General features: G+C 32.9%; 22 protein-coding genes. 11 read left to right on the top strand and 11 right to left on the bottom strand.

Going from position 1 to position 25,882, the window contains the following annotated elements; genetic code table 11:
- Positions 1–27: 27 nt before the first annotated feature.
- The 4 genes from ilvB (at position 28) to acs (ending at position 6,258) form a co-directional block, all read left to right on the top strand.
- Positions 28–1,716: a biosynthetic-type acetolactate synthase large subunit gene (ilvB, locus tag BD847_RS04875; RefSeq protein ID WP_115887126.1), complete on the top strand. Its 1,689-nt coding sequence runs from the start codon at positions 28–30 to the stop codon at positions 1,714–1,716.
- Between the two features lie 87 nt (positions 1,717–1,803).
- Positions 1,804–2,325, top strand: coding sequence for an acetolactate synthase small subunit (gene ilvN / locus BD847_RS04880; protein WP_115887127.1), 522 nt, complete (start codon positions 1,804–1,806; stop codon positions 2,323–2,325).
- 61 nt (positions 2,326–2,386) lie between these two features.
- The gene (gene ilvC / locus BD847_RS04885) at positions 2,387–3,856 is read left to right on the top strand and encodes a ketol-acid reductoisomerase (protein ID WP_115887128.1); all 1,470 of its coding nucleotides are present in this window, start codon (positions 2,387–2,389) and stop codon (positions 3,854–3,856) included.
- 494 nt (positions 3,857–4,350) lie between these two features.
- Positions 4,351–6,258, top strand: a complete 1,908-nt coding sequence (acs, locus tag BD847_RS04890) for an acetate--CoA ligase (protein ID WP_115887357.1) — start codon at positions 4,351–4,353, stop codon at positions 6,256–6,258.
- A gap of 135 nt (positions 6,259–6,393) precedes the next feature.
- Here the strand turns inward: acs and BD847_RS04895 are convergent, their stop codons facing one another.
- The 3 genes from BD847_RS04895 to BD847_RS04905 all read right to left on the bottom strand — a co-directional run bounded on the left by BD847_RS04895 (position 6,394) and on the right by BD847_RS04905 (position 9,980).
- Positions 6,394–6,990 carry a 3'-5' exonuclease gene (locus BD847_RS04895; protein ID WP_115887129.1) on the bottom strand — a complete coding sequence of 199 codons (597 nt, stop codon included), beginning with the start codon at positions 6,988–6,990 and terminating at the stop codon, positions 6,394–6,396.
- A 3-nt stretch (positions 6,991–6,993) separates the two neighbouring features.
- The gene (locus BD847_RS04900; RefSeq protein WP_115887130.1) at positions 6,994–8,910 is read right to left on the bottom strand and encodes a DUF294 nucleotidyltransferase-like domain-containing protein; all 1,917 of its coding nucleotides are present in this window, start codon (positions 8,908–8,910) and stop codon (positions 6,994–6,996) included.
- A gap of 653 nt (positions 8,911–9,563) precedes the next feature.
- Positions 9,564–9,980: a hypothetical protein gene (locus tag BD847_RS04905; protein ID WP_115887131.1), complete on the bottom strand. Its 417-nt coding sequence runs from the start codon at positions 9,978–9,980 to the stop codon at positions 9,564–9,566.
- A gap of 146 nt (positions 9,981–10,126) precedes the next feature.
- Between BD847_RS04905 and BD847_RS04910 the strand changes: the two genes are divergently transcribed.
- Both BD847_RS04910 and BD847_RS04915 read left to right on the top strand, forming a co-directional pair.
- Entirely contained in the window at positions 10,127–11,356 is a 1,230-nt protein-coding gene (locus BD847_RS04910) for a multidrug effflux MFS transporter (RefSeq protein WP_115887132.1), read from the top strand.
- 170 nt (positions 11,357–11,526) lie between these two features.
- A complete protein-coding gene (locus BD847_RS04915) occupies positions 11,527–11,811 on the top strand; it encodes a DUF4242 domain-containing protein (RefSeq protein WP_115887358.1) in 285 nt (94 codons plus the stop codon).
- Positions 11,812–11,907: 96 nt separating this feature from the next.
- On the opposite strand, the gene BD847_RS04920 is transcribed toward BD847_RS04915, so the two are convergent.
- From BD847_RS04920 to BD847_RS04940, 5 genes are all read right to left on the bottom strand, one after another.
- The gene (locus BD847_RS04920; protein ID WP_115887133.1) at positions 11,908–13,176 is read right to left on the bottom strand and encodes an NAD(P)/FAD-dependent oxidoreductase; all 1,269 of its coding nucleotides are present in this window, start codon (positions 13,174–13,176) and stop codon (positions 11,908–11,910) included.
- 142 nt (positions 13,177–13,318) lie between these two features.
- A complete protein-coding gene (locus BD847_RS04925) occupies positions 13,319–13,648 on the bottom strand; it encodes a hypothetical protein (RefSeq protein WP_147298494.1) in 330 nt (109 codons plus the stop codon).
- Positions 13,649–13,656: 8 nt separating this feature from the next.
- Complete coding sequence (locus BD847_RS04930; RefSeq protein ID WP_115887135.1) at positions 13,657–14,991, bottom strand: DEAD/DEAH box helicase; 1,335 nt, start codon at positions 14,989–14,991, stop codon at positions 13,657–13,659.
- A 216-nt stretch (positions 14,992–15,207) separates the two neighbouring features.
- Positions 15,208–16,746, bottom strand: a complete 1,539-nt coding sequence (locus tag BD847_RS04935) for a DEAD/DEAH box helicase (RefSeq protein WP_115887136.1) — start codon at positions 16,744–16,746, stop codon at positions 15,208–15,210.
- A gap of 109 nt (positions 16,747–16,855) precedes the next feature.
- The gene (locus BD847_RS04940; protein WP_115887137.1) at positions 16,856–17,389 is read right to left on the bottom strand and encodes a DUF6155 family protein; all 534 of its coding nucleotides are present in this window, start codon (positions 17,387–17,389) and stop codon (positions 16,856–16,858) included.
- 104 nt (positions 17,390–17,493) lie between these two features.
- Between BD847_RS04940 and BD847_RS04945 the strand changes: the two genes are divergently transcribed.
- Together BD847_RS04945 and BD847_RS04950 are read left to right on the top strand one after the other, a co-directional pair.
- Entirely contained in the window at positions 17,494–17,787 is a 294-nt protein-coding gene (locus tag BD847_RS04945; protein ID WP_115887138.1) for a DUF3817 domain-containing protein, read from the top strand.
- Positions 17,780–19,039 carry a mechanosensitive ion channel family protein gene (locus tag BD847_RS04950; protein ID WP_115887139.1) on the top strand — a complete coding sequence of 420 codons (1,260 nt, stop codon included), beginning with the start codon at positions 17,780–17,782 and terminating at the stop codon, positions 19,037–19,039. The genes BD847_RS04945 and BD847_RS04950 overlap by 8 nt, the downstream gene beginning before the upstream one ends.
- Positions 19,040–19,140: 101 nt before the next feature.
- Here BD847_RS04950 and BD847_RS04955 read toward each other — a convergent pair whose 3' ends face one another.
- The gene (locus BD847_RS04955; protein ID WP_167443821.1) at positions 19,141–19,569 is read right to left on the bottom strand and encodes a hypothetical protein; all 429 of its coding nucleotides are present in this window, start codon (positions 19,567–19,569) and stop codon (positions 19,141–19,143) included.
- 126 nt (positions 19,570–19,695) lie between these two features.
- On the opposite strand from BD847_RS04955, the gene BD847_RS04960 reads away from it, so the two are divergent.
- Together BD847_RS04960 and BD847_RS04965 are read left to right on the top strand one after the other, a co-directional pair.
- Entirely contained in the window at positions 19,696–20,097 is a 402-nt protein-coding gene (locus BD847_RS04960; RefSeq protein WP_115887141.1) for a glyoxalase, read from the top strand.
- 10 nt (positions 20,098–20,107) lie between these two features.
- A complete protein-coding gene (locus tag BD847_RS04965; RefSeq protein WP_115887142.1) occupies positions 20,108–20,608 on the top strand; it encodes a hypothetical protein in 501 nt (166 codons plus the stop codon).
- Positions 20,609–20,905: 297 nt separating this feature from the next.
- On the opposite strand, the gene BD847_RS04970 is transcribed toward BD847_RS04965, so the two are convergent.
- Both BD847_RS04970 and BD847_RS04975 read right to left on the bottom strand, forming a co-directional pair.
- Positions 20,906–22,648: a DUF885 domain-containing protein gene (locus BD847_RS04970; RefSeq protein WP_115887143.1), complete on the bottom strand. Its 1,743-nt coding sequence runs from the start codon at positions 22,646–22,648 to the stop codon at positions 20,906–20,908.
- A 68-nt stretch (positions 22,649–22,716) separates the two neighbouring features.
- Positions 22,717–24,693, bottom strand: coding sequence for an alpha-ketoacid dehydrogenase subunit alpha/beta (locus BD847_RS04975; RefSeq protein ID WP_115887144.1), 1,977 nt, complete (start codon positions 24,691–24,693; stop codon positions 22,717–22,719).
- A 172-nt stretch (positions 24,694–24,865) separates the two neighbouring features.
- Here BD847_RS04975 and BD847_RS04980 point away from each other — a divergent pair, with 172 nt between their 5' ends.
- Complete coding sequence (locus tag BD847_RS04980; RefSeq protein WP_115887145.1) at positions 24,866–25,816, top strand: isopenicillin N synthase family dioxygenase; 951 nt, start codon at positions 24,866–24,868, stop codon at positions 25,814–25,816.
- Positions 25,817–25,882 lie beyond the last annotated feature (66 nt).

Here is a 25,882-nt window from a genome sequence, read left to right on the forward strand (position 1 = left end):
AAATTGATTTTTGAAAAATAATATACTATGAAAATATCAGGGGCAGAAGCCGTTATAAGATGTTTGTTAGAAGAAGGTGTAGACTTGGTTTATGGTTATCCGGGAGGAGCAATCATGCCAGTTTACGATGAATTATATAAATTCCAAGATCAGTTGCATCACGTTTTAGTTCGTCATGAACAAGGTGCGACACACGCAGCTCAAGGTTATGCGAGAGCTACTGGAAAAGTGGGTGTTGCAATTGCTACTTCTGGGCCGGGTGCTACAAATTTAGTTACCGGAATTGCAGATGCGCAAATAGATTCAACTCCAATGGTTTGTATTACAGGCCAAGTTGGTAGGCATTTATTAGGTTCTGATGCATTTCAGGAAACGGATATTATCGGAATTTCGACTCCGGTTACAAAATGGAATTTTCAGATTACTGAAGCTTCTCAGATTCCGGAAATAATTGCAAAAGCGTTTTATATCGCACGCTCAGGCCGTCCGGGTCCAGTTTTGATCGATATAACTAAAAATGCGCAATTTGACTTTTTTGATTACAGTTATGAAAAATGTACAGGAATCAGAAGTTATGTTCCGGTTCCGAAATTAAAATTAGATAAAGTTGCTGAAGCTGCTGCTTTAATCAATAGCGCTAAAAAACCGTTTATCGTTTTTGGTCAGGGAATTATTTTAGGTCAAGCCGAAGCAGAATTCAAAGCGGTAGTAGAAAAATCAGGTATTCCGGCAGCATGGACAATTTTAGGTCTTTCAGCTTTGCCAACAGATCATCCATTGAATGTTGGAATGTTAGGAATGCACGGAAACTATGCGCCAAACTTGTTAACTAATGAATGTGATGTTTTAATTGCCTTCGGAATGCGTTTTGATGACCGTGTTACCGGGAAATTAGCTACTTATGCAAAACAAGCAAAAGTAATTCACTTCGAAATTGATCCAGCTGAAATTGATAAAAACGTTAAAACTGAAGTTGCTGTTTTAGGTGATGTTAAAGAATCTTTGGCTGCTTTATTACCATTGTTAGATGCAAAATCTCACGATTTATGGCACAATGAATTTAAAGCTTTACAAGAAGTAGAATTTAATTCGGTTATAAAAGAAGAATTAAACCCAACGAATGGAAAAGGAATTTCAATGGGAGAAACTATTGAAATGATCAATAAACATTCAAAAGGTGATGCAATTATCGTTTCAGATGTTGGTCAGCACCAAATGTTTGCTTGTCGATATGCAAAATTTAATTCAACAAAAAGTAATATTACTTCTGGAGGATTAGGAACAATGGGATTTGCACTTCCAGCTGCAATTGGAGCTAAAATGGGAAAACCAGAGCGTGAAGTTGTAGCGATTATTGGTGATGGAGGTTTCCAAATGACAATTCAGGAATTGGGTACAATTTTCCAAACTCAGGTTCCGGTTAAGATTGTTATTTTAAATAATGAATTTTTAGGAATGGTACGTCAATGGCAGGAATTGTTCTTTGACAACCGATATGCATCAACAAAAATGATTAATCCAAACTTTGTTGCCATTGCTGAAGGATACCATATTAAATCTAAAAAAGTAACGCAACGTGATGATTTAGATGAAGCTGTTGCAGAAATGCTGGCTTCTAAAGATTCATACTTCTTAGAAGTCATGGTAGAAAAGGAAAACAACGTTTTTCCAATGATTCCGACAGGAGCATGTGTTTCAGAAATTAGATTAAGCTAAGAAAAAGGTTTCAAGTTTCAGGTTTCATGTTCCAAGTTAAGCAAAACTTGAAACTTTAAACCTGAAACAAATAAAACTAAAAACAAAATGGAAGATAAAACATTTACCATATCGGTATACTCAGAAAATAACGTGGGTTTGTTGAACAGAATATCGGGAATATTCTTAAAGCGTCACATTAATATATTAAGTCTAAATGTTTCTGAATCAGAAATAGAGAATGTTTCAAGATTCATCATTGTAGTGAATACTACAGAAAAATGGGTTCAGAATATTGTTGGGCAGATTGAGAAACAAATTGAAGTTATAAAAGCATTTTATCATACAGATGAAGAAACAATTTATCTTGAAAATGCATTGTTCAAAATCGCTTCAAGTTTGTTATTTGACGAAAAACAAATTCAGAATATCATTAAAGAAAGCCAGTCTACAATTGTAACGGTTTCTCGTGATTTCTTCGTGATTTCAAAATCAGGAAGACGTTCTGAAATTGAAGACTTATACGCAAAGTTCAAACCATACGGAATTATGCAGTTTGTACGTTCGGGAAGAATTTCAGTTTCTAAAGAAAAGATGGAGATTTCTTCATTATTAGAAACATTCAAGTAATACAATTTTAGCTATATATTAATCAATTATAAATTTCATTTCATTAAATATTAAAACAAAAATGGCAAATTATTTCAATACATTACCACTTAGATTACAATTAGAACAATTAGGAGTTTGTGAATTTATGGAGCAGTCTGAATTTGCAGACGGAATTGCTGCATTGGCAGGGAAAAAAGTTGTAATTGTGGGCTGTGGTGCACAAGGTTTGAATCAAGGTTTAAACATGAGAGATTCTGGTTTAGATATTTCTTATGCATTGCGCGCAGATGCAATTGCTGAAAAAAGAGCTTCATATAAAAATGCAACTGAAAATGGTTTTACAGTAGGAACTTACGAAGAATTAATTCCAACTGCTGATTTGGTTTGTAACTTAACTCCGGACAAACAACACACTGCTGTAGTTACTGCAATTATGCCATTAATGAAACAAGGATCGACTTTAGCATATTCTCACGGATTCAACATTGTTGAAGAAGGAATGCAAATTCGTAAAGATATCACTGTAATTATGTGTGCTCCAAAATGTCCTGGATCTGAGGTTCGTGAAGAATACAAAAGAGGATTTGGTGTACCAACTTTAATCGCTGTTCACCCTGAAAATGATCCAAACGGATTTGGATTAGATCAGGCGAAAGCTTACGCTGTAGGAACTGGAGGACATAGAGCAGGAGTTTTAAGATCATCGTTCGTTGCAGAAGTAAAATCAGATTTAATGGGTGAGCAAACAATTCTTTGCGGATTATTGCAAACTGGATCTATTTTATGTTTTGATAAAATGGTTGAAAAAGGAATTGATGCTGCATATGCTTCAAAATTAATTCAGTACGGATGGGAAACTATCACTGAAGCTTTGAAACATGGTGGTATTACAAATATGATGGATCGTTTGAATAATCCTTCTAAAATCGAAGCTTACGAATTGGCAGAAGAATTAAAAGACATTATGCGTCCGTTATTCCAAAAACACCAAGACGATATCATTTCTGGAGAATTCTCAAGAACTATGATGATTGACTGGGCAAATGATGATGTTAACTTATTGAAATGGAGAGCTGCTACAGGAGAAACTAACTTCGAAAAAACAGCTCCACAAGAAGCTCCAATCTCAGAACAAGAATATTTTGACAATGGAGTATTAATGATTGCAATGGTAAAAGCTGGTGTTGAATTGGCTTTTGAAACTATGACAGAAGCTGGAATCATCGAAGAATCAGCTTATTATGAGTCATTGCACGAATTACCATTAATCGCAAACACAATCGCAAGAAAGAAATTGTTCGAAATGAACCGTGTAATTTCTGATACTGCTGAATACGGATGTTATTTATTTGATCATGCATGTAAGCCATTATTGACTGAGTTCATGAAAAAAGTAGAAACTAATATTATTGGTAAACCATTCTCAACTTCAAACGGAGTAGATAATGCTGTACTAATTGCTGTTAATAAAGAAATTCGTCAACATCCTATCGAAGAAGTAGGAGCTTGGTTGAGAGAGTCTATGACTGCAATGAAAAAAATTGGATAATAAATTGGGAATTACCACACATTCGACTGTGATGGGATTTGCACTGTATCTCTGTTTTATGTAATATTTTGAATTAGTAAGCACTTATTAAGAAAATGAGATTAGATGCATAATTGCATTCACTTAACTTGAGTGAGTTTTAGTTAAGTGAAGGTAATCCCGAAAATTGGGATATGTTCAGTAATGGATATATTTGTTGAAATTTCTATTTTAATTAATAAAGATGCTTCTATTTTCAAAATAAATGAAGTAGGTAATGGAGAATTACAATATTAATTGTTATTGAAATTGTTAAAAATAAAAAGGCGTGGTAAATTTTTTCCACGCCTTTTTTGTAATAAGCTTTTTGAGGTAAAAAAATGTTTTTTTATATTAAACGCATTAAAAGAAGAATTTTTTTTTAATATGTGTTTTTATTTGCCAAAATTTATGAATTAAATAATTTTAAGAATACACTGAGATTTAATACATTTATAAAAAAATTCCAAGAAACAATGAGTTATTATAAAATTGAAAATTTAGAACAATATTTTAAACATTACAATAAGTCAATCAGGGAACCAAGAAAATTTTGGGGTAAAATTGCAGAAGAAAATTTTACATGGTACCAACAATGGGAAAAAGTTGTTGATTTTAATATGGCCGACGCCGAAGTAAAATGGTTTACAGAAGCTAAAGTTAATATCACAAAAAACTGTATAGACAGACATTTAAGCAAAAGAGGCGAAAAAACGGCTATTATCTTTGAACCGAACGATCCTTCTGAAGATGCTTTACATATAACGTATAACGAATTATACGAAAGAGTTTCAAAAATGGCGAATGTTTTGCGTGAGCAAGGAGTTCGCAAAGGCGATCGAGTTTGTATTTATTTACCAATGATTCCGGAACTGGCAGTTGCTGTTTTGGCTTGTGCCAGAATTGGAGCGATCCATTCTGTAGTTTTTGCAGGATTTTCTGCTTCTGCAGTTTCTGCAAGGATAAATGACTGCGAATGTAAAATGGTTATTACTTCCGATGGAGGTTATAGAGGAAACAAAACAATTGATCTTAAAGGAATTGTTGATGAAGCACTTGAAACTTGCCCTTCAGTAGAAAAAGTATTGGTTGCAAAAAGAACTAATACTTCAGTGAAAATGAAAGATGGTCGTGATATCTGGTTGCAGCCACTTTTAGATGCAGCTATGGATAACAGTGTTGCTGAAATTATGGACGCTGAAGATCCTTTGTTTATTCTTTATACTTCTGGATCTACCGGAAAACCAAAAGGAATGGTTCATACTACAGCCGGATATATGGTTTATACTGCCTATACATTTAAGAATGTTTTCAGTCATGAAGAAAATGATATTTTCTGGTGTACTGCAGATATTGGTTGGATTACAGGTCACTCTTACATATTATACGGACCATTATTGAATGGAGGAACAACTGTAATTTTTGAAGGAGTTCCATCTTATCCGGACTTTAGCCGTTTTTGGGATATTATCGAAAAACATAAAATCACACAATTTTATACAGCGCCAACCGCAATTCGTTCATTGGCAAAAGAAAGTTTAGATTATATTCAAAAATATCCTCTAAAATCACTTAAAGTTATTGGGTCTGTTGGAGAGCCAATTAACGAAGAAGCTTGGCACTGGTTTAATGACCACGTTGGAGATAAGAGATGTCCAGTGGTTGATACTTGGTGGCAAACAGAAACAGGTGGAATTATGATTTCGCCAATTGCTTTCGTTACGCCAACAAAACCAACTTATGCTACTTTGCCATTACCTGGAATTCAGCCAGTTTTGATGGATGAAAAACGTAATGAAATTGAAGGAAATCAGGTTGTAGGTAGTTTATGTATCAAATTTCCTTGGCCTGGAATTGCCAGAACAATTTGGGGAAATCATGATCGTTATAAAGAAACGTATTTCTCAGCTTTCCCAGGAAAATATTTTACGGGTGACGGTGCATTAAGAGATGAAGTTGGTTATTACAGAATTACTGGTCGAGTTGATGATGTTGTAATTGTTTCAGGACATAATTTAGGAACAGCGCCAATTGAAGATGCTATCAATGAGCATCCGGCTGTTGCAGAATCTGCAATTGTTGGATTCCCTCATGATATAAAAGGAAATGCATTGTACGGTTATGTAATTCTTAAAGAAACTGGTGAAGACAGAAATAAAGAGAATTTAACAAAAGAGATTAATCAATACATTTCAGACCACATTGGACCAATTGCAAAATTGGATAAAATACAATTCGTTTCAGGTTTGCCAAAAACACGCTCTGGAAAAATTATGCGTAGAATTTTGCGTAAAATAGCGGAAGGAGATTTTTCTAATTTTGGAGATACTTCAACATTATTAAATCCTGAAATTGTAGATGAAATTACACAAGGAAAAATCTAAGGATTTTTTCTATTGAAAATAAAAATGCCTCTTAAATTTTAAGAGGCATTTTTTATTATGTTGTTTATAAAGTCTTCATCACAAAGTTCGTCATTTCGAGGAACGAGAAATCTTCGCAAGTTTCGATTTAGAGATTTACTTAATTCCCAATCTAGATTTCAGTTTCAAAAACAACAGCGCAATTTTATAAGCATCTTCAGCTGAAGAATTTCTGTCGCTTTTTGGAATCTTATAAATTTCGCATAAATCGTCAAGCGAAAATTGTTTGTCGTTTATATCTGTAAGTTTTCGGTACATCATGTCAACATCAAGCGCTTCATTTTTTAAGCGGCCACAATCTAAACGCTCCAACGCCGAATTGATCATTTCGATATCAAAGTTAATATGATGTCCAACTAAAATTGCATTTCCAAGGAAATTTATAAAAGCGGCCAAAGCTTCAGGTTCCTGCATTTTCGCCATTTTGCTTTCAATGATAAATTCATTAGAAAGACCATTGTCCTGCAAAAATTTGTATTGAAGTAATACACATTCAAAATTATCCTTAATAACAATACTATCTTCAACAACTGAAAATGCACCTAAGGATAAAATAACATCCTTATTCGGATTAAGCCCAGATGTTTCTGTCGATAAAACAACAAATCGGTTGGGTTTGGTTTCGAATTTAGTTAAGTAGTCCTTCCAAAAATCAGGATATTCTTTATTTATATTTTTCAGCCAGTCTAGCATATTTTACGAGAATTGTGTAAGTTGAAATTTACTCTTAATTAGTTCCTCAAGATCTTTCATTGGGGTCAAGGCATTTTTTAACTTTTCTTTGTCTGTTTTAGACATTTCTCTCAAATTTATATATTGTCCTGAATCGTCATTTTTTAAACCTTCAACAGTTCTAAATTTTGAAAGTATTAAGAAAGCTTCAGCACAGCTTAGGTAGATTTCAGCATTTTTAGAGTCTGTAATGGCTAATTGTTTAAATCTTAAATAGGTATTTTTAATTCCTTTAATGTTTGCATTCAATATCAACAAACGCGCAGCATCAATAAGTGGCATTAATGCACGGGTTTTAATATCAAATTTTGTTTTATGCGGACCTTCTTCTTCAACTATAAATTTCTTGAAAAAGCTCAAAGGAGAGTTCTTTTTCAACGCATCATTACCTAAAAAGTCGAAGAAAAGTGTATTGTTGACAGCGTTCTTGAAAATTACATTTTCTATTACTTCTTCAATTTTTGGTTCTCCAAAAACGATTTCATAATCAAAGAAAATACTGCTCAAATCATTACTGTTTTCACCTGGAGTATTCATCCAACTGTTGTATTGTTTTGTCCAGTCTGTCAGTGATTTACACCACAACATATTGCTTGCCATATGTCCATTTGGGCAAAATTCGTAGCCCACTTTTTCTAATATTGAAGTAGCTCTTTTAGCTAATCGCAAAAAGTAATCTTTAACTTCTCTGTATTTTTCCGGAGCAACATCCTCAAAAATTAAGATACTATCCTGATCTGTAAGTAATAATTGTTCTTTACGTCCTTGACTTCCAATGCTTAACCATGCAAAACGAGCAGGAGGGGAGCCCAGATCTAAAATTGATAATTCAACAGATCTTTTTATAATAGCCAGATTAATCTCGCTCGCAATATTGCTAACATGGGAAATCGGAATATTTTTCTGAATCGAATTCTGAATCAAATCTGATAAACGATCTCTGATTTGTTTTAAATCTTTTGGTAACTGCGAACGCTTAATTTCTTTGATTAATACACCAGGGTTACTTGCTTGAGCAACAATTAAATCGTGCTCAGAAATTATTCCTTTCACAGCAGATTTGCTTGTACCGTCTTTAGTAACACATAAATGTGTAACATTATGTTTTAGCATAAGCAATTGCGCTTCCGCTAAAGATACATTTTCAATAACGGTAACAACTGGAGAAGACATAATCTTGTCAATTGTTTCAGTGATAGGATAGCGGCCAGTCGCAATTTTTGAAGCTAAATCTGTTGCTGTTACAATTCCAATTGGGCGATTTTTTTCACAGATAATAATACTGTCGACCATAGATTCAGTCATTAGAATAGCAACATCTTTCACAACATGATTAGCTTCAGTTGTTAGAGGAGAATTGTTGTAATTCAATGATTGAATGTATTGTAATTCTGATTGCTGATCTACATAAAATGAAGTGTCAGAAATTACTTTTCCGTTTGAATTTACACTGTCTTTTGTGTGTCTTGAATTAGTCGCAAAGCTTTCCAAAAGGAAATTCAAAACATCCGAATTATTCGCAACAAAAGGTCTGAAAACGGCAATTGGTATAGCATACACAATACTTTCTTCGCGGGCTTTTGCCGTCATCATATAGTTGTTTTTGGCAAAAAACGGTCTTAATCCAAAAATATCACCTTCATGGCATTTATTAATAATAGTTTCTTCAGCATCGGCAATTGTGGTTAAATTTATTACGCCGGAAGCTACAACATAAAAACTATCATGAAGCACATCATTATTTTGAAATAATACGGTGTGTTTTTCTAAATTGAGTACGCGAATATTGGTTGCAATATCTGATAATTCCTGAAAAGTTAAATTATCAAATGGCGGGTATTCCTTTAAAAAATCTGCAATATGCTCAGCAATTGTATTCATACGTCTGATAATTTTTTTGAAGTATCGAATGTAAAAATAATAAAATAAAGTCTTACAATGAAAGCAAGTTCGACAGAATATAAATATTTTAAAGAAATGTTAAGATTTAGTGATTTCAAGGCTTTAAAATGTTTTTTTTACGTTTAAAAATCTTAATGTGTGGATTCGTTTCATGACTTTGGCATTTTTAAATATACATTTTTTTTATAAATAATTACATGATAGAGTATTGCTTTTTGAATTTTAAGTTTCATGAAAGCGATCTGTAGAATGTACAATGACTGAATGCATCATTAGGAAAAGAATTCTTAAATATTCTATTTTACATAATATAAATTATAGTTCAAACATGATATCGTTATAAATGACCCAAATCCAATTACAAACGAATATTTCTCTGTTATGATTATACAATGCTTCATCTTACTCTTTATTGATAACTTTTCTAATTTTTTTCAAATGATCAAATTTTCAATCAGACTACAGTTTACAAATTCAAGATTTATTCTTAAGCTGAAAATCGCATATTTGAAAAAATAAAATACTTTTTATCAAATATGCGTTTTATAAGCATTCGTGAATTCACAGATTAATCAAATAAAAAGCATCACGTATAATTGTGATGCTTCAAATTTCTCATATTTGAAAATTAATTATATTTTTTTCAAATAAACAGATTTACCGTTCAACGAAACTTCAATGAGATTTGTTTTTTCTGAAAAAGTTGTTCGCAAAACATTTCCTTTAAAAACAGAAACATCGCCATAAACTTTTCCAGTTTCATCTGAAACATATTCAAATTGGACTTTTTTATTTCCTGGTTCAATTCCGAGTTTGTAGCTTGAAAATTTTGTTCCTTTTAAATCAAATTGTTGCTGCGAATCTATAATCTTTCCATCGGCATAAAAATTTGTGACTGTTTTGCTCAACGTGATGTCCGGATAATATTCATTTACTTTTTTAAGAAGCTCATATTGCTCAACGTTTGCATCTTCTTGTTTTGAAGTGATTGTTTGTGCAAAAGATATTGAAGAAAATAGAATCGCTAATAATAAGATGTACTTTTTCATAATTGTTTAAATTTTTAGATTATTAAATCTGTTCTGCAAACTTTAAGGGTATTTATACTTAAAATTTACCATTAATATTATTTAAGAACTCTACAAGTTATGAAAACTCTACCTTTGTAGAAAATTTATTAGTTTTTTTTAAGAAAATGACAACAAAAAAATACATTAAACTTATACTCATTTTAGGTTCTTTAACTGCACTTGGGCCTTTTTCAATTGATATGTATCTGCCTGGTTTCTCTGATATTGCAAAGGATTTGAACACAACTGTTGCTAAAGTTTCGATGAGTTTGTCTAGTTATTTTATCGGAATTTCTGCAGGACAATTACTCTACGGACCATTATTAGACCGTTTTGGACGTAAAAAACCTTTATTTGTGGGTTTGATGGTTTATATATTGGCTTCGCTTGGTTGCGCATATGTAACTGATATTGATTCGTTTATTCTCTTACGATTCATTCAGGCAATTGGAAGTTGTGCTGCAACAGTTGCTTCTGTTGCAATGGTTCGTGATTTGTTTCCTGTAAAAGATATTCCTAAAGTATTTTCACTCTTAATGCTTGTTCTGGGGCTTTCTCCAATGCTTGCACCAACGATTGGTGGTTATGTAACAGAAGATTACGGCTGGCATACGGTGTTCTTTATCTTAATGTTTATGGGAATTGCTATTTTGTTGGCTTCTCAAATTGGTTTACCAAATAGTTACAAACCAGATACTACGATTTCATTAAAACCAAAACCTATTATTTCTAATTTTTTAAAAGTCCTTAAAGAGCCGCAATTTTATACGTATGCATTTACGGGAGCAATCGCTTTTTCGGGATTATTTACCTATGTAGCGGCCTCTCCTATCATATTTATGGATATCTATCATGTTGATGCTAAAACCTACGGATGGATTTTTGCCTTTATGTCGGTTAGTTTCATTGGTTCCAGTCAGTTGAACTCGGTTTTATTGAAGAAATTTTCAAGTGAGCAGATGATTTTTGGAGCATTAATTTTACAGTCTATTGTTAGTATTGTTTTCCTTGTACTTTCTTTAAATAATTTATTAGGATTATACGAGACTATAGCAATGTTATTTGTGTTTTTAGGTTGTTTAGGGGTTTCAAACCCAAATACTGCCGGACTTACTATGGCTCCGTTTGCTAAAAATGCCGGAAGTGCTTCAGCTTTAATGGGCGCAATTCAATTAGGCTTAGGATCTATTGCGTCTTTTGCTGTTGGAATCTTTGTTAAGGATTCTGTAGCACCTATGGTTCTTATTATGACTATTACAACCTTTGTTGCTTTTATTGTTCTGAATATTGGAAAGCGATTTATTAAGAAAAAGGTTGAATTAGGTTCTGGAGATGATGTTGCCATTGTTCATTAGAATAAAATTAATTTTTGGGCTCTTTCTATTTAAAACCTTGTATATAAATGTTTTATGGTTTTTTAATTTATTAATTTTATAGTGCTTAAAATTAAATGGAATCCAGATACCATTTGAAAAACGGGGCGAAACCGAAAAGCCACACGAGTAGGAATAAATTTCGAATTATTATGCCGAAATATGTTATTGAAAGAGAGATCCCAAATGCTGGCAAACTTACATCAGATGAACTTCAAAGTATTTCACAAGCGTCCTGTGGAGTATTAAAACAACTAGGAACGCAAATACAATGGGTAAACAGTTATATAACAAACAATAAAATTTATTGTATCTATATTGCGCCAAATGAAGAAATGATTTATGAGCATGCTAAATTGGGTGGTTTTCCAGCCAATTCCGTAAATCAGATTTTGGGAGTAATTGATCCTACCACAGCTGAAGAAGTTTTGAATTAAACTTAAAATAATAAAAAACAGAATCTAATATAGATTCTGTTTTTTTATTGATTTCAATCCTGGAATTTGAAATTTCAAAAATTGAATATTTTAAATTTACTCTGCTGATTGTCTTTTATCAGGTCGAATAATCATTCTTAGCGATTGATCACTTGCAAAATAAGCAACCATCCAGTTCCAGAAAGTTTGCAATCTATTTCTATAAGTTATCAGCGAGATCAAGTGGATAAACAGCCAGATAACCCAGGCAAAGAAACCTTTAAAATGCCATTTCGGGCTAGGTAAATCTACAACTGCTTTATTTTTTCCGATAATTGCCATCGATCCTTTGTCATTATATTCAAAAGGTTTTAATGGTTTATTGTCGGCCATTTTCATAAAGTTTTTGGCTAAATTAATTCCTTGCTGTATAGCAACTTGAGCAACTTGTGGATGTCCATCAGGAAAATTTTTATCTCCGGCTAAAATGGCAGTGTCACCAATTGCGTATATATTTTCAAATCCGTTAACTTTATTGTATTGGTCCGTCGCCATACGTCTTCCACGGCCGTAGCTTTCTTTTGGAATTCCCTCAAAAATTTTAGCAGAAACTCCAGCGGCCCAGATTAAGTTTTTCGTTTTAATGGTTTCCCCATTTTCAAAAAATACGGTATCGTTAACATAATCAGTAACACGCGTATGAAGCTTAACTACAACGCCTAGTTTTGTCAAAGCTTCCAAAGTATCTTTTTGAGAAGCTTCGCTCATTGGCGAAAGTAGCGCATCTCCTCCATCAACCAAATAAACATTACTTGCCGATGTTTCTAATTCTGGATATTCTTTTAGCAGAATATTTTTTCGCATTTCGGCAAACATTCCAGAAACTTCTACTCCTGTTGGTCCACCTCCGGCAACTACAATAGTTAAAAGTTTACGACGTTTGCGCATATCTTTGCAGATTGCAGCTTTTTCAAGGTTTTTAAGCAACGCATTACGCATTTCGATGGCATCATTTAAGGTTTTCATCGGAATGGCGTTTTTCATAACGTTTTCCATACCAAAATAACTGGTTTCTGCACCTGTGGCAAACACCAGATAATCATAAGTAAGTTCACCGTTGTTCAAAACAATCTTGTTTTCGGTAGGAACTACAGACTCCAGTTCGCCCAAACGAAACTGAAGGTTTTTCTTTCCTGCAAAGAACTTCCTAAAAGGATAACTAATACTTGAAGGCTCTAAAAAAGCAGTCGCAACCTGATATATAAGTGGAGGAAAAAAGTTGTAATTATTTTTGTCTACAAGGGTTACTTGTATTTTAGGGTGGTTTACAAGTTCTTTTGCTAAATTGATTCCTGCAAAGCCACCTCCTATAATAACGATCTTCATATATGTTGTTTATTAAGTAGGATTAATAAAATATTTCCTTATAAATATACAACTTTAATATCCAATGACAATTGTCAGATTTGTTACTTTTTGAATTTTTTAACAGGTTTATAGATCTATTTTGAAATATTGTTTATTCTCTTTATTTTGATGCATAATAACAACTTTGGCTATATAAATGGGTGAGATTTTTAGTTGAAATCCAGTCAAATTGTGCATTTATAAAAATCTCAAACTGTTCAAAATTTACAAAACTATATTTTTGATCAGTTAAAATTGGGTTATCATAAACATAGCTATTTGCAATTTTATTTACCTGCTTACAAATTAAATCGCAATTATCTAATTCTTTATTTGAAAGTCCTGGATAAATTTTTGAAAGTCTTTTGTTAATGGGCACAAGCCAATTTTCTCCAAATTCCATTGAAAAAGATAAAGCCTCGTTTAATATTTCATGTGATAAATTTATCATCTAGAATATTACTTTTTGAATTTTTTAACAGGTTTTTCAACTACATCGATTTTGTTTTGAAGGACGTAATTAGCCAATAATTTTTCAATTAGTTCGTCTTTTGTTAAGTGGTGGAAAACAGTTTTTACTTTTGTTTTTAAATCTGATGAAATATCATGATTTGGCTTTGTTTTGAAAATTTGTTTTGCCCACAAAAGTGTATTATTTTCTTCAAGGCTTAATGCCGAAGGTTTCTCAAATTTGGTAAATTTAATTCCAAGTTCTCTTTCAAAATCAGGAATTTCAATAACTTCTTCTTCCTGTAAAACAGTTAATGAAAGTCCCTTTGCTCCTGCCCTTGCGGTTCTTCCGCTACGGTGTACGTAATTTTCATAAGTATCCGGCAAATGGTAATTTACAACATACGAGATTTCTTTTACGTCAATTCCTCTGGCAGCAAGGTCTGTAGCTACTAAAATATTGATATGTCCTTCACGGAACTGCTCCATAATTCGATCACGAATTCCTTGCGTTAAACTTCCGTGAATAGCGCCTGAAGAAAAACGGTTTATTGCTAAATTTTTAGCTAGTTTATTTACTGCAGCTTTAGTTTTACAAAAAATAATTCCGCGTTCGCCTTCTCTTGAATTTAGAAAATGCATTAAAACATCGAGTTTCTCAATTGGATCAACGACAATATATTCGTGATCAATTCCTTGATTTCCGGTTGTTTCCATGTCGGCACTTATCTGAACTACGTTTTTGTTCAAATAATTTTGTACCAATTGTTTAATTGTTCCCGGCAAAGTAGCGGAGAATAATAAAGTGCGGTGTTTTTTTGGAAGCTCTGCAATAATTTCATCCAGACTTTCTTTTAGAATAGAAACCATTTCATCAGCTTCATCCAAAACTAGAAATTGTGTTTGTTTTAGGTCAACTGCTTTTCTTTGGATTAAATCGATTAATCGTCCCGGCGTTGCCACTACTATATGAGTGGGATTGCTTAGACGCTCAATTTGAGGTTTAATCGGAATTCCTCCACATGTAGCTGCAATTGAAATATTTGGAATGTATTTTGAAAAATCTTCTAAATTTCTAAAAATCTGATGTCCAAGTTCTCTGGTAGGAACCAAAATCACTGCCTGCACAACTGACGAAGTAGTATCAATCAACTGTAGCAAAGGAAGCCCGAAAGCAGCAGTTTTTCCTGTTCCGGTTTTGGCCAGACCAACAACATCGTGACTTTCTGATAATAGCAACGGAATCGTTTTTTGCTGAATTTCTGTTGCTTCAACAATATTAAGTTCGCTTAAAGCTTTTAAAATTGGTGCTGAAATTCCTAATGTTGTGAATTGTTTAGACATCTTTATATTTTTGTTAGTTTTTTGTTTGCTTCGCCTGTTCGGCTTTCAGCCTTGGGTCAAGTTTCAGGTTTCAAGTTACGCCAAAACTTTATAAGTTTAAAGGAGAAATGACATTTACTCAGAAATGCCATTTCTCCTTTTAATATTGATAATCTGTATTTTAGGTTCCAACAACTTGAAACGTGAAACCTGAAACATTTAGAACTTAAAAATTTATCAATCCGGTTCGTTCATGATTTTTTCACGGTACTTTTTACCAATCAAAAGCGTTAGATTCTTCTTGTAATCATCAAGAAGCCATTCGCGATAATTTTTACTGCATTGACTTAAACATTTCGCAAAACGTTTAATTCTGCACTCAATATCATCATCAAGTTCTTTTCCTAAAGCTTTTGCTTCCTGAAGTGTTTCTGTATTGTCTACACACATTGCTGCGTGTTGTTCCAACGATTTATCCAAAACAATTTTCGAACGCAAATTTTGTTTGATCGCCAGTTTGTGTTCTTCATCAATATCGAAAGTAACCTCGGCAGTTTTACTGAATTTCGCTCGTAATTCAGGTGGCATACTGTATTTAAAGAACATTTCGATTTCAGTATCATCTCTTAGGTTTTCCAAATAAAACTCAGGAGATTTAAAGATATGTTGCCAGTTTACAGGCTCACTCCATAAACCAAAACGAGCAGCATTATTTCCTAAATCGATTACTGTAAATTCGTCTTTTCCTGGCAATTTACGAGATCCTCGACCAATCATCTGGTAATATAAAGTTAGCGATTTTGTCGCTCTGTTTAAAATAATAGTTTCTACAGTTGGTTCATCAAATCCTGTAGTTAAAATTCCAACCGAAGTCAAAATCGCATCTGGAGTTTTCTTAAACCATTGTAAAATATCTTTTCGTTCTTCAGGACTGCTTGTATTATCAAGGTGTCTGATATCGTAACCCGCTTCTCTAAAAGTTTCATACACATATAAAGAAGTGTGAATACCATTATTGAAAATAAGTGTCTTTTTACCCAAAGAACGTTCTGTATAAGCATGAAGCAATTTTTCTTGCATCATTGTATTGGTATACAAATCATCAGAAGATTTTACGGTATAATCACCGTTGATACCTACTTTTAGAGAAGTAAGACCAACATCATAACTATACGTAGTAGCTCTTGCCAAAAATCCTTTTTCAATCAACGAACCAATTGTGTCACCAACGATAAGCTCATCATAACTTTGGTGCATTGGTAATTTAATATTCGAACTTAGAGGAGTTGCTGTTACACCTAAGATGAAAGCATTCTTAAATGAATTCAATAATTTTCTGAAAGAATTGTAGTGCGCCTCATCAATAATAACCAAACCAATATTATCCAAATGAAGTTTTTCGTCATTGATACGGTTTTTTAATGTTTCAACCATAGCTACGAAACAAGAAAAATCATTTTGGTCCGGTAATTCTTTTACCTTACTGTTGATTATTTTATTGCTTACGCCAAAGCCTTTCAGCATTTTTGAAGTTTGTTTACAAAGCTCAATACGGTGTGTTAGAACCACAACTTTTTTGTCATTATTGGATAAATAACGGCGTACAATTTCGGAGAAAATTACTGTTTTCCCACCTCCTGTAGGCAATTGATACAATAAATGATGTTTTTGAGGAGCGTTATCTAAGCGATCAAAAATGGCGTCAATATCGCCTTTTTGGTACGCATAAAGCTCTTTTTTCTCTTCTCTTTCTATTTCTAAAGTGTTTTGAGACATTGTTTATTTTTGGATTTTTGCAAAAATACACCGAAAAAACAGTTATTCATCTTATTTTAACCTAAAATAAATGTTTTTTTTAAACTAAGATTTTTTATGGGAAGTGCTTTTAGAGGTCAATTTTGTCTAAAATAGCCTCAAATTCGTACTTATTTTTCCATTTTTGTTGCAAAGTCTCCTTATAAATACCTTCAATTCGTGATTTATATTCATTCAAAATACCATTCGAAATAGAGAAAGTTACGGCCTGCTCAAAAGAATTTAAAATGCTTTTGTAAAACAATTCCTGCTTGATGAAGTTTTGAGAAGAATAAGTTTGTGCAATTTCAATATTGTAAAGCATCAAATCTGCAATTACAAAAGAATCGACACCTAATGAAATAAAATGTTTGATAATTTTCTGGGCTACAGAACGACGCATTTTTGCTTTCGGACGCCATTTTGCACCCGGCTTTTTTATAGGGAAATATTCGTGAGAAATTTTAACCTTGGATTCCTGCAGCAATTTGTCTTCCTTCGGATTAAAAACAAAGTCGTAATATACTTTTACGGGACTGAATTTTTCATACAATTCTATAAGCAGTTCTTCCAATTGCTCTTTGGTTAAATCGGCTAAATATTTTTTTAAATCGCGTTTGCTCATTATCAAAGTTTAAGAATACAAAAGTAAATTACTTTACTGACACATAACTCAAAAACCAATCCTAATACTTAATTTTGCTGCTTTAAACACAAAAAAATAGATACATGCTTAAGATTTTTAAAGTTACAGCCATTTTAGAAGGAATTTCTTATTTAGTTTTATTTGCTAATATGTTGATTATCAAAAATAATAATCCTGAACTTTATCACACTTTATTACGTCCGTTAGGAATGACACATGGTGTTTTGTTCATTGGTTATATCATCCTTGCTTTTTTATTGAAAAAATCTCAAAACTGGGATTTAAAAACATTTGCAATTATTCTGATTGCTTCTCTTATTCCGTTTGGAACATTTTACATCGAGAAAAAATATTTAGAGAATAAAGCAAATGCATAAGCTTTTGGATAAAATATTTAACTTCTTATACCCGCTTTTTCGAGATTGGGGAATGAGTCGCAACGTAGCGTCTTATACCAGTCTTATTTTTAATATTGCCATTTTGGTGGCATTGGCATATGTTATTTACTATGCTGCCAAATTTATATTAGTGACCTTGACCGCTGTTTTTGCGCAACGTACTAAAACTAAATTTGATGATTATTTAATTCAGAATAAAACCACGCGATACACTGCTTATTTAATTCCGTTTTTCTTTATTTATAAGGCGGTTCCTGTCATTTTGGATAAATATGAATATTGGGAATCTATTTTCGGAAAAATAGTTGGTATTTATATCGTTTTGCTTGGATTGTGGATCGTTCGTACGATTTTCAATTCACTACGAGATTATTTAAAACAAAAACCGGAATATAGCGACAAGCCAATCGACAGTTTTGTTCAGGTTATCATGATCGTGCTTTGGATTTTTGGTTCAGCCATGATTATTTCGACTTTATTTGGAATCAAACAAAGCGAATTACTGACCATTTTGGGTACGCTTTCGGCTATTATTATTTTGATTTTCAGAGATACAATTTTAGGCTTTGTCTCAAGTGTTCAGGTTGCCATAAACGATATGGTTCGTATTGGCGACTGGATTACCATGGATAAATTTGGTGCCGACGGAGATGTAATCGAAATAAACTTGACAACGGTAAAAGTCCGAAACTTTGATAATACAATTACGACGATTCCAACGTATGCTTTAAGTTCAGATTCTTTTCAGAACTGGCGCGGAATGCAGAATTCTGAAGGAAGACGTATCAAAAGGCATATTCTAATTAAAAGCAGCAGTATTCGTTTCCTGAATAATGATGATCTTAATCATATGAAAGGAATTCAGCTTATTACTTCTTACATCGAAACCAGACAAGCCGAAATCGAAAAGTATAATGATCTTCGAGGAATTGATAAGTCACTTTCGCTTAACGGACGAAATATGACCAATTTAGGTTTGTTTAGAAAATATATTATGCAGTATTTATTAGATCATCCGGGTCTTAATAAAAACATGCATATTATGTGCCGCCAGCTACAATCTACAGCGCACGGAGTTCCATTGGAAATTTATGTTTTCTCAAGTGATAAACGCTGGGCGAATTACGAATATATCATGTCGGATATTTTCGATCATATTATGGCTTCGGTAATTTATTTCGATCTTGAAATATTCGAATTGCCTTCGCAGATAGGACGTCTTGATAGATAAGTTAAGTTTTTTTGTTTCAGGTTTCAGGTTTCAAGTTATTGCATTGCGCAAAGTTGAACCTGAAACCTGAAACTTGAAACTTGAAACTTGAAACAAAAGAACTATTTCCCAACCTCTTCAAAAACAAACTTCGGATCATTATAATTTAATGTTCCTTCAATAAAGCAAGGAAGATTCATGTAAGTTCCTACTACGCCGGTTCCTAAAATTAATTTCTTGTCTTTTTTTAGCAAAGCGATTGGAACTCTCTTCCAGCTTCCTCCGTTAGAAATAAAATGAAAATCGCCCGTAAGTTTATTTTCTTTAATATCTCCTCTTACGTCGCCTGAATCTTTTCCTAACTGATGATAAAGTATTTCGTAACGGCCATAAAAACGTTTGTCGTTGATTTTGATGGCCAAAATAGCAGTGTCTTTTTGATTTACGGCGCGATAAACGATTTCTTTGTAGTCGCTTTTGTTTTCTTTAGAATTACAAGAAATAAAAGAAATCGCAATTAAAATAAGAAGAAGGAAAGAGTTTTTGATCATAATAAATTTTTAAAATCATATTTAAGCTAATAGTACTTTTAAACAATTAAACTTGAATTTTGTTAACTAACTAATGTCTTAATTTAAATTTTGTATTTTAATTTTTTCTAAATTTAAAGAAAAAACATGGCAGACAGAGATATTTTTTTAAGAGAATTTAGAGGTGAAACTTTAGGAACTGTCAGTGACCAATCTTCGGCAGACGAATTGTTTCAAAACCAAACTATTAGACCCATTTTAAAACTTCAAAATGATTTGTTTATTGCAGTTTTCATTAATTACGTCAATAAAAACAAAGCTGATTTTTATTCTTACTCAGTAGAGAAAAAACTTCAGACTATCGAAAATTCCATTCAGAAAGATATTAAATTCAGAAATTCACTAAAAGGAATTGTCATGGCGCTTTTTACGATTGAAGAATATGACACTTATATTCAGAATTCTTCAAGTCTAAATAAACGTATGATGAATTTATTGATTGATAGATTGAAAAGTCAGATACAGCTGTTTGAAGTAGAAACGAATTAATTTTTTTTAAATGTCAATTAAAACTTTTTGGACAATCCTAATAAAAATATTAGGATTATGGATGGTATACAGGATTTTAACTGTTTTGCCAGAATTGATTTCCAATCTTTATTTTATCTATGAAAATGGTGATTCTAAGAATTTGGTTGTTTTGTTTTCGAGTATTCTGATTGCGATTTTATTTTTTTGCTTGATAATAAGAACCTTTCTTTTTAAAACGCTTTGGATAATTGAGAAACTAAAACTTGAGAAAGGTTTTGAAACTGAAACTATTGAAATACAATCAAATGAAAATAAAATAATTGCAATTGCTCTCATTGTAATTGGAGGATTTATTTTTATTGAAAATCTTCCGATTTTATTGAGAGAAATTGCTGTTTTCTTTCATGACAAAACCCAATTCAAAGATTATCCAAAATCAGGATGGATCATTTTTTATCTTTGTAAATCAGTTTTAGGATATTTATTGATGACTAATAGTTTTAGAGTTGCGAGTTTTATAAAAAAGTAAAGTTCCAGATGGAAAACGATTTGTTGTCCAGATATAAATCAAAAAAAATCTTTACAAACAATTAATTATTCACGCTGTTTGTCATTTCGACGAAGGAGAAATCTTCGCAAGAAACTCCGCAACATAATCCCAATCTTTATCGAGCTTCTCGTGGAGATTTCTCGTTCCTCGAAATGACAAGATTGTGTTTAATTCTCATGTTTTATTTATCTTTCAAGTTCATTCAAAATATAAAGAAAAAAGGTTTGATGAGAAATAAATCCCATCAAACCTTTTTAATTAAAATAGTTGCAAATTTTATTCTTTAGAAAGCATTAATTCCTTGATATATTTAACCGGAGCACTTCCAAAACTTAAGAATTTCTCATGAAACTTTTTCAGGTTAAATTTATCTCCTTCTTGTTTCTTCAATTCTTCTCTTAAATTATAAATTTCAGTATATCCTGTAAAGTAAGAGCATAATTGTACTTGAGATAGCGTTACACGTTTCCATTTACCATCAGCTTCGGCTTGCTGCTGAAAAGCCTCTTTTGTTAATAGATCTATAGCGGCTTTCTGAGTCATGTTTTTAGTATGAACACTGATGTCTAAAATGGTATTGCAAGTAGTTCTTAAATTCCATTTGTAATACATCAACCACATTTCGTCTGAATTTTTATAACCGCTTTCCAACATCATTTTTTCAGCATAAACTGCCCACCCTTCTACCATAGCGCCATTTCCTAAGATCGCTTTAATGATACTTGGCGATTGGTTGCTGTAAACCAATTGCGTGTAATGTCCTGGAATTGCTTCGTGGATATTTAAAATCTGAAGAATATAGTCGTTGTATTCGCGTAAATAACTTTCTGAATTTTCAGCCGTCCAGCCAGACATGCTTCCTACATTGTAGTATGTGTTGCCGTTTTTATCATAAGGTCCAGGAGCTGAAATTGATGCTCCAGCTACACCCGCCATATAAGCTGGTTCTTTACGTACAACAAGCGGTTTTGATGGATCTATATATAATAAATCTTTAGCTTTTACATAAGCTGTTAATTCCGGGATTTGCTTTTCAATTTCAGATTGAAATTTTTCAGGAGTAGTATGTTGTAAAGAGATTTTATCAATAACTTGTTTAATTAACTCAAGTTTATCAGTTGGTTTTGGCTCATTTCCTTTGTATTTCGTCCAAAGTTTATCTGCAAGAACAAACATTTTCTCGTGCAAATCTTTTTTATGATCCATTGCAATTTTATAAATTTCATCAACAGTATAGCTTGATTGAATATCAAAATTGAATTTTTTAGCATATAATGCTGAACCAAGTCTAAAAGATCGAGGTGTTTTATTTGGAGTTGTTTTCAACCAATCTGCATAATCAGTAATCGCTTTTTTAGCAATTTTAGCTTTTTCTGTTATTTCTTTTTTCTCAACAGTAGTTAGTTTGCTTTTTTCTAAAGCTGCATTAAGATCAACATCAAAAACAGTAGAACCGCCTAAGTTTTGTGCGATTGCAAGTTCTGTATGTTCTATCGTAGGATTTTTTATGTTGGCTTTGGCAGCTTCGTAGTAAGCAGGAACATTGTCCATTTTTGCGCTGAAAGCACGAAGACGATTTTCTAATGAATCGTAATTGCCATTCAATATTTCAGAAAAAGCGCCACAAACATTATAATCTGAAGGATTCCATTCAGATGATTTAAGTTCTTTAATGCTAAAAATGGTACTTTCAAGCTGACTTTTTATCATCTGAAAATCAGTCTTATTATTGTCAGACAGATCTTCAAGTTTAAACTGTTTTAATGAATCTAATTGCGCATTCGCAAAATCAAGTTGTTTTTTTTCTTCTGTAGCATTTGGAACAATCAAAACATTGTCAAATTTATGATATCCTACTCCGGAAGCCCAACCAGGATTAATTTCCCATAAAGCAGTTACAAAGCCATCTTTGTATTTATCAAATTTTTCGTCTAAAGCTTTATCTGAGTTAGACTTAGTGCTTTTATTACAGGAAAAAAGCAATGAAATAGCAAAAATTGAAACAAATAGTTTTTTCATAAGTAATTTTTTTTATGGTTTAAAGATAAAAAAAATGTTCATTATGCAAACCAATGTGATTTTTGTAATCAATATTTCAATAATTCTAATAAAATATCTTCAAAACGATTTTTAGCCAAAAATTGATCTTCCAGTGCTTTGGTAAATGGAATTGGCGTGTCTAAACTCGCGACTCTTTTTACCGGAGCATCCAGATATTCAAAACAGTTTTCCATTATTAAAGCCGAAATATCGCTGGCAATTCCGCCAAACATGGTGTCTTCCTGATAAATAATCGCTTTTCCTGTTTTTTTAACCGAAGCAAAAATAGTTTCGGTGTCCAGCGGTTGTAAAGTTCTTAAATCAATTAAGTCGGCATCAATTTCAGGATTATTACCTAAAGTATCTAAAGCCCAATGAACAGCAGCTCCAAAAGTGATAATGGTTACTGCATTTCCTTCTTTTATCAAAGCCGCTTTTCCAAAAGGAATGGTATAATAATCTGTTGGAACATCCTGATAAATACTTCTGTACAATTGTTTGTGTTCAAAGAATAAAACTGGATTCGGGTCATTTATGGCCGTATTTAATAAACCTTTTGCGTCATAAGGGAAAGCTGGATAAACCACTTTTAAACCGGGTGTTTTGGTGAACCAGGCTTCATTTGTTTGTGAGTGAAATGGCCCAGCCTGAGTGCCACCACCACAAGGCATACGAACTACGACATCGGCTTTTTCGCTCCAGCGATAATGTGATTTTGCTAATAAATTTACTATTGGGTTAAAACCGGTTGAAACAAAATCAGCAAACTGCATTTCTACAATTGCTTTGTATCCGTTTATAGATAATCCCATTCCTGCTGAGACAACAGCACTTTCACAAATTGGCGTATTACGAACTCTTTCCTTTCCAAAGGCATCAACAAAACCATCGGTGATTTTAAATGCGCCGCCATATTCAGCAATATCCTGCCCCATGATGACTAAGTTTTTGTTGCGCCACATCGATTGTTCTAAACTATTTCGAATAGCATCTATAAAGCGAATATTTTTTACTTCTTCACCATGTGTATATTCTTCATATTCAAAATCTTTATAAACATCATCTAATTCTCCGCTGTAAGTTGGAACAATTTCAGGTTCAGCATTTGCGATTGCTAAATTTTCATCAATTTCCTGCTTTATTTCATTATGAAGTTGTTCGTCGTATTCAGGAGTTAAAACTCCAATTTCAGTTAAATAGTTTTTGTAATTTGCAACAGGATCTTTAGCAGCCCATTCGTCCATTAATTCCTGAGGTACGTATTTAGTTCCACTCGCCTCTTCATGGCCTCGCATTCTAAAGGTTTTAAACTCTAATAAAACAGGACGAGGGTTTTCTTTCATTTCTTCTTTAAGAGAAGATAATTTGGTATAGATTTCAACAATGTTATTTCCGTCTAAAATGTAGCTTTCAATACCGTATCCAATTCCTTTATCGGCAAGATTTTCGCAGGCATATTGCTCGTTTGTAGGTGTAGAAAGTCCGTAGCCATTGTTTTCTATAATAAACATAACCGGTAATTTCCAAACTGCAGCAATATTGAGCGCTTCATGAAAATCACCTTCGCTTGTTGCACCTTCTCCGGTAAAAACAGCAGTAACTTTTTTATTATTCTGAAGTTTATCGGCTAATGCGATTCCGTCTGCGATACCCAATTGTGGTCCGAGATGCGAAATCATTCCGATTATTTTGTATTCCTGAGTTCCGAAGTGAAAACTACGATCTCTACCTTTGGTAAAACCATTTGCTTTTCCTTGCCATTGAGAGAATAAGCGGTATAAGGGAATGTTTCTTGTTGTAAAGACACCCAGATTCCGGTGCATTGGCAGTACATATTCGGTTTCGTCCAAAACTGCAGTTACTCCTACTGCGATTGCTTCCTGACCTATTCCTGAAAACCACTTTGATACTTTTCCCTGACGAATCAAAATCAGCATTTTTTCTTCGATCAAACGGGGTTTTAGAATTTTTTTGTATAAATCCAGTAATTGTGAATCTGTAAGATTTTGTCTGTGAAAGATCATTATGGTTTATGTTTTGGTTTTTCAAATATAAAGAAATACAACAATTTTATTCGTTTTTGTTATAAAAATTTTATTTTATAATAACTTTTAAAATTCAATTCTAAAATATTCTCTACCTTTGTTATTGAAAGGTTCTGCGGGGCCTTTTATCTTAAAATAAAAAATGTAAAGTATGCAAAACATTCCTAGTGTAGACTTACGTGATTTCCTTTCGGACGACCCGAAACGTAAACAAAAATTTGTAAATGAAATCGGCAGTGCATTTGAAAACATTGGCTTCGTAGCCCTAAAAGGTCATTTTCTTGACGACCAGTTAGTAGACGAGCTTTATGGCGAAATTAGAAAATTTTTCGCTTTGCCAATAGAAACTAAGCATAATTATGAAATTCCTGGTATTGGCGGACAAAGAGGTTATGTGTCTTTTGGAAAAGAACATGCTAAAGGCCGTAAAGAAGGAGATTTGAAAGAGTTTTGGCATTTTGGCCAATATGTTGATGCAGATTCAAAATACGCATCAGAATATCCGGAAAACGTTGAAGTAAAAGAGTTGCCACGTTTTAATGTAGTTGGTAAAGATGCTTATCAAATGCTTGAAAAAACGGGTGTTTATGTACTTAGAGCTTTAGCACTTCATTTAGGATTAGATGAATTTTATTTTGATCAGTATGCAAAAGAAGGAAACTCAATTTTAAGACCAATTCATTATCCTCCAATTACTTCAGAGCCTGAAAATGCAATTCGTGCTGCGGCCCATGGAGATATAAACCTTATTACTCTTTTGATGGGAGCTCAAGGTAAAGGATTGCAGGTTCAAAATCATGATGGTGAATGGATTGACGCTATTGCAGCAGATGATGAACTTGTTATAAATGTTGGAGATATGTTGTCAAGACATACCAATAATAAATTGAAATCGACAATTCATCAGGTTGTGAATCCACCAAGAGAATTATGGGGAACTTCACGTTATTCTATTCCATTTTTTATGCATCCAGTAAGCGATATGCGTTTGGATTGTTTAGAAAATTGTATCGATGCTGAAAATCCAAAGAAATTTGAAGATATCACAGCAGGTGATTATTTATATGAACGTTTAGTAGATTTGGGGTTAATTAAAAAATAAAAACTCAAATAAATTTCAAAAATAAAAATTCCAAATTCCAAGCTTTATTGGAGTTTGGAATTTAAT

It is taken from the genome of Flavobacterium cutihirudinis (assembly GCF_003385895.1).
Taxonomy (GTDB): Bacteria; Bacteroidota; Bacteroidia; order Flavobacteriales; family Flavobacteriaceae; genus Flavobacterium; species Flavobacterium cutihirudinis.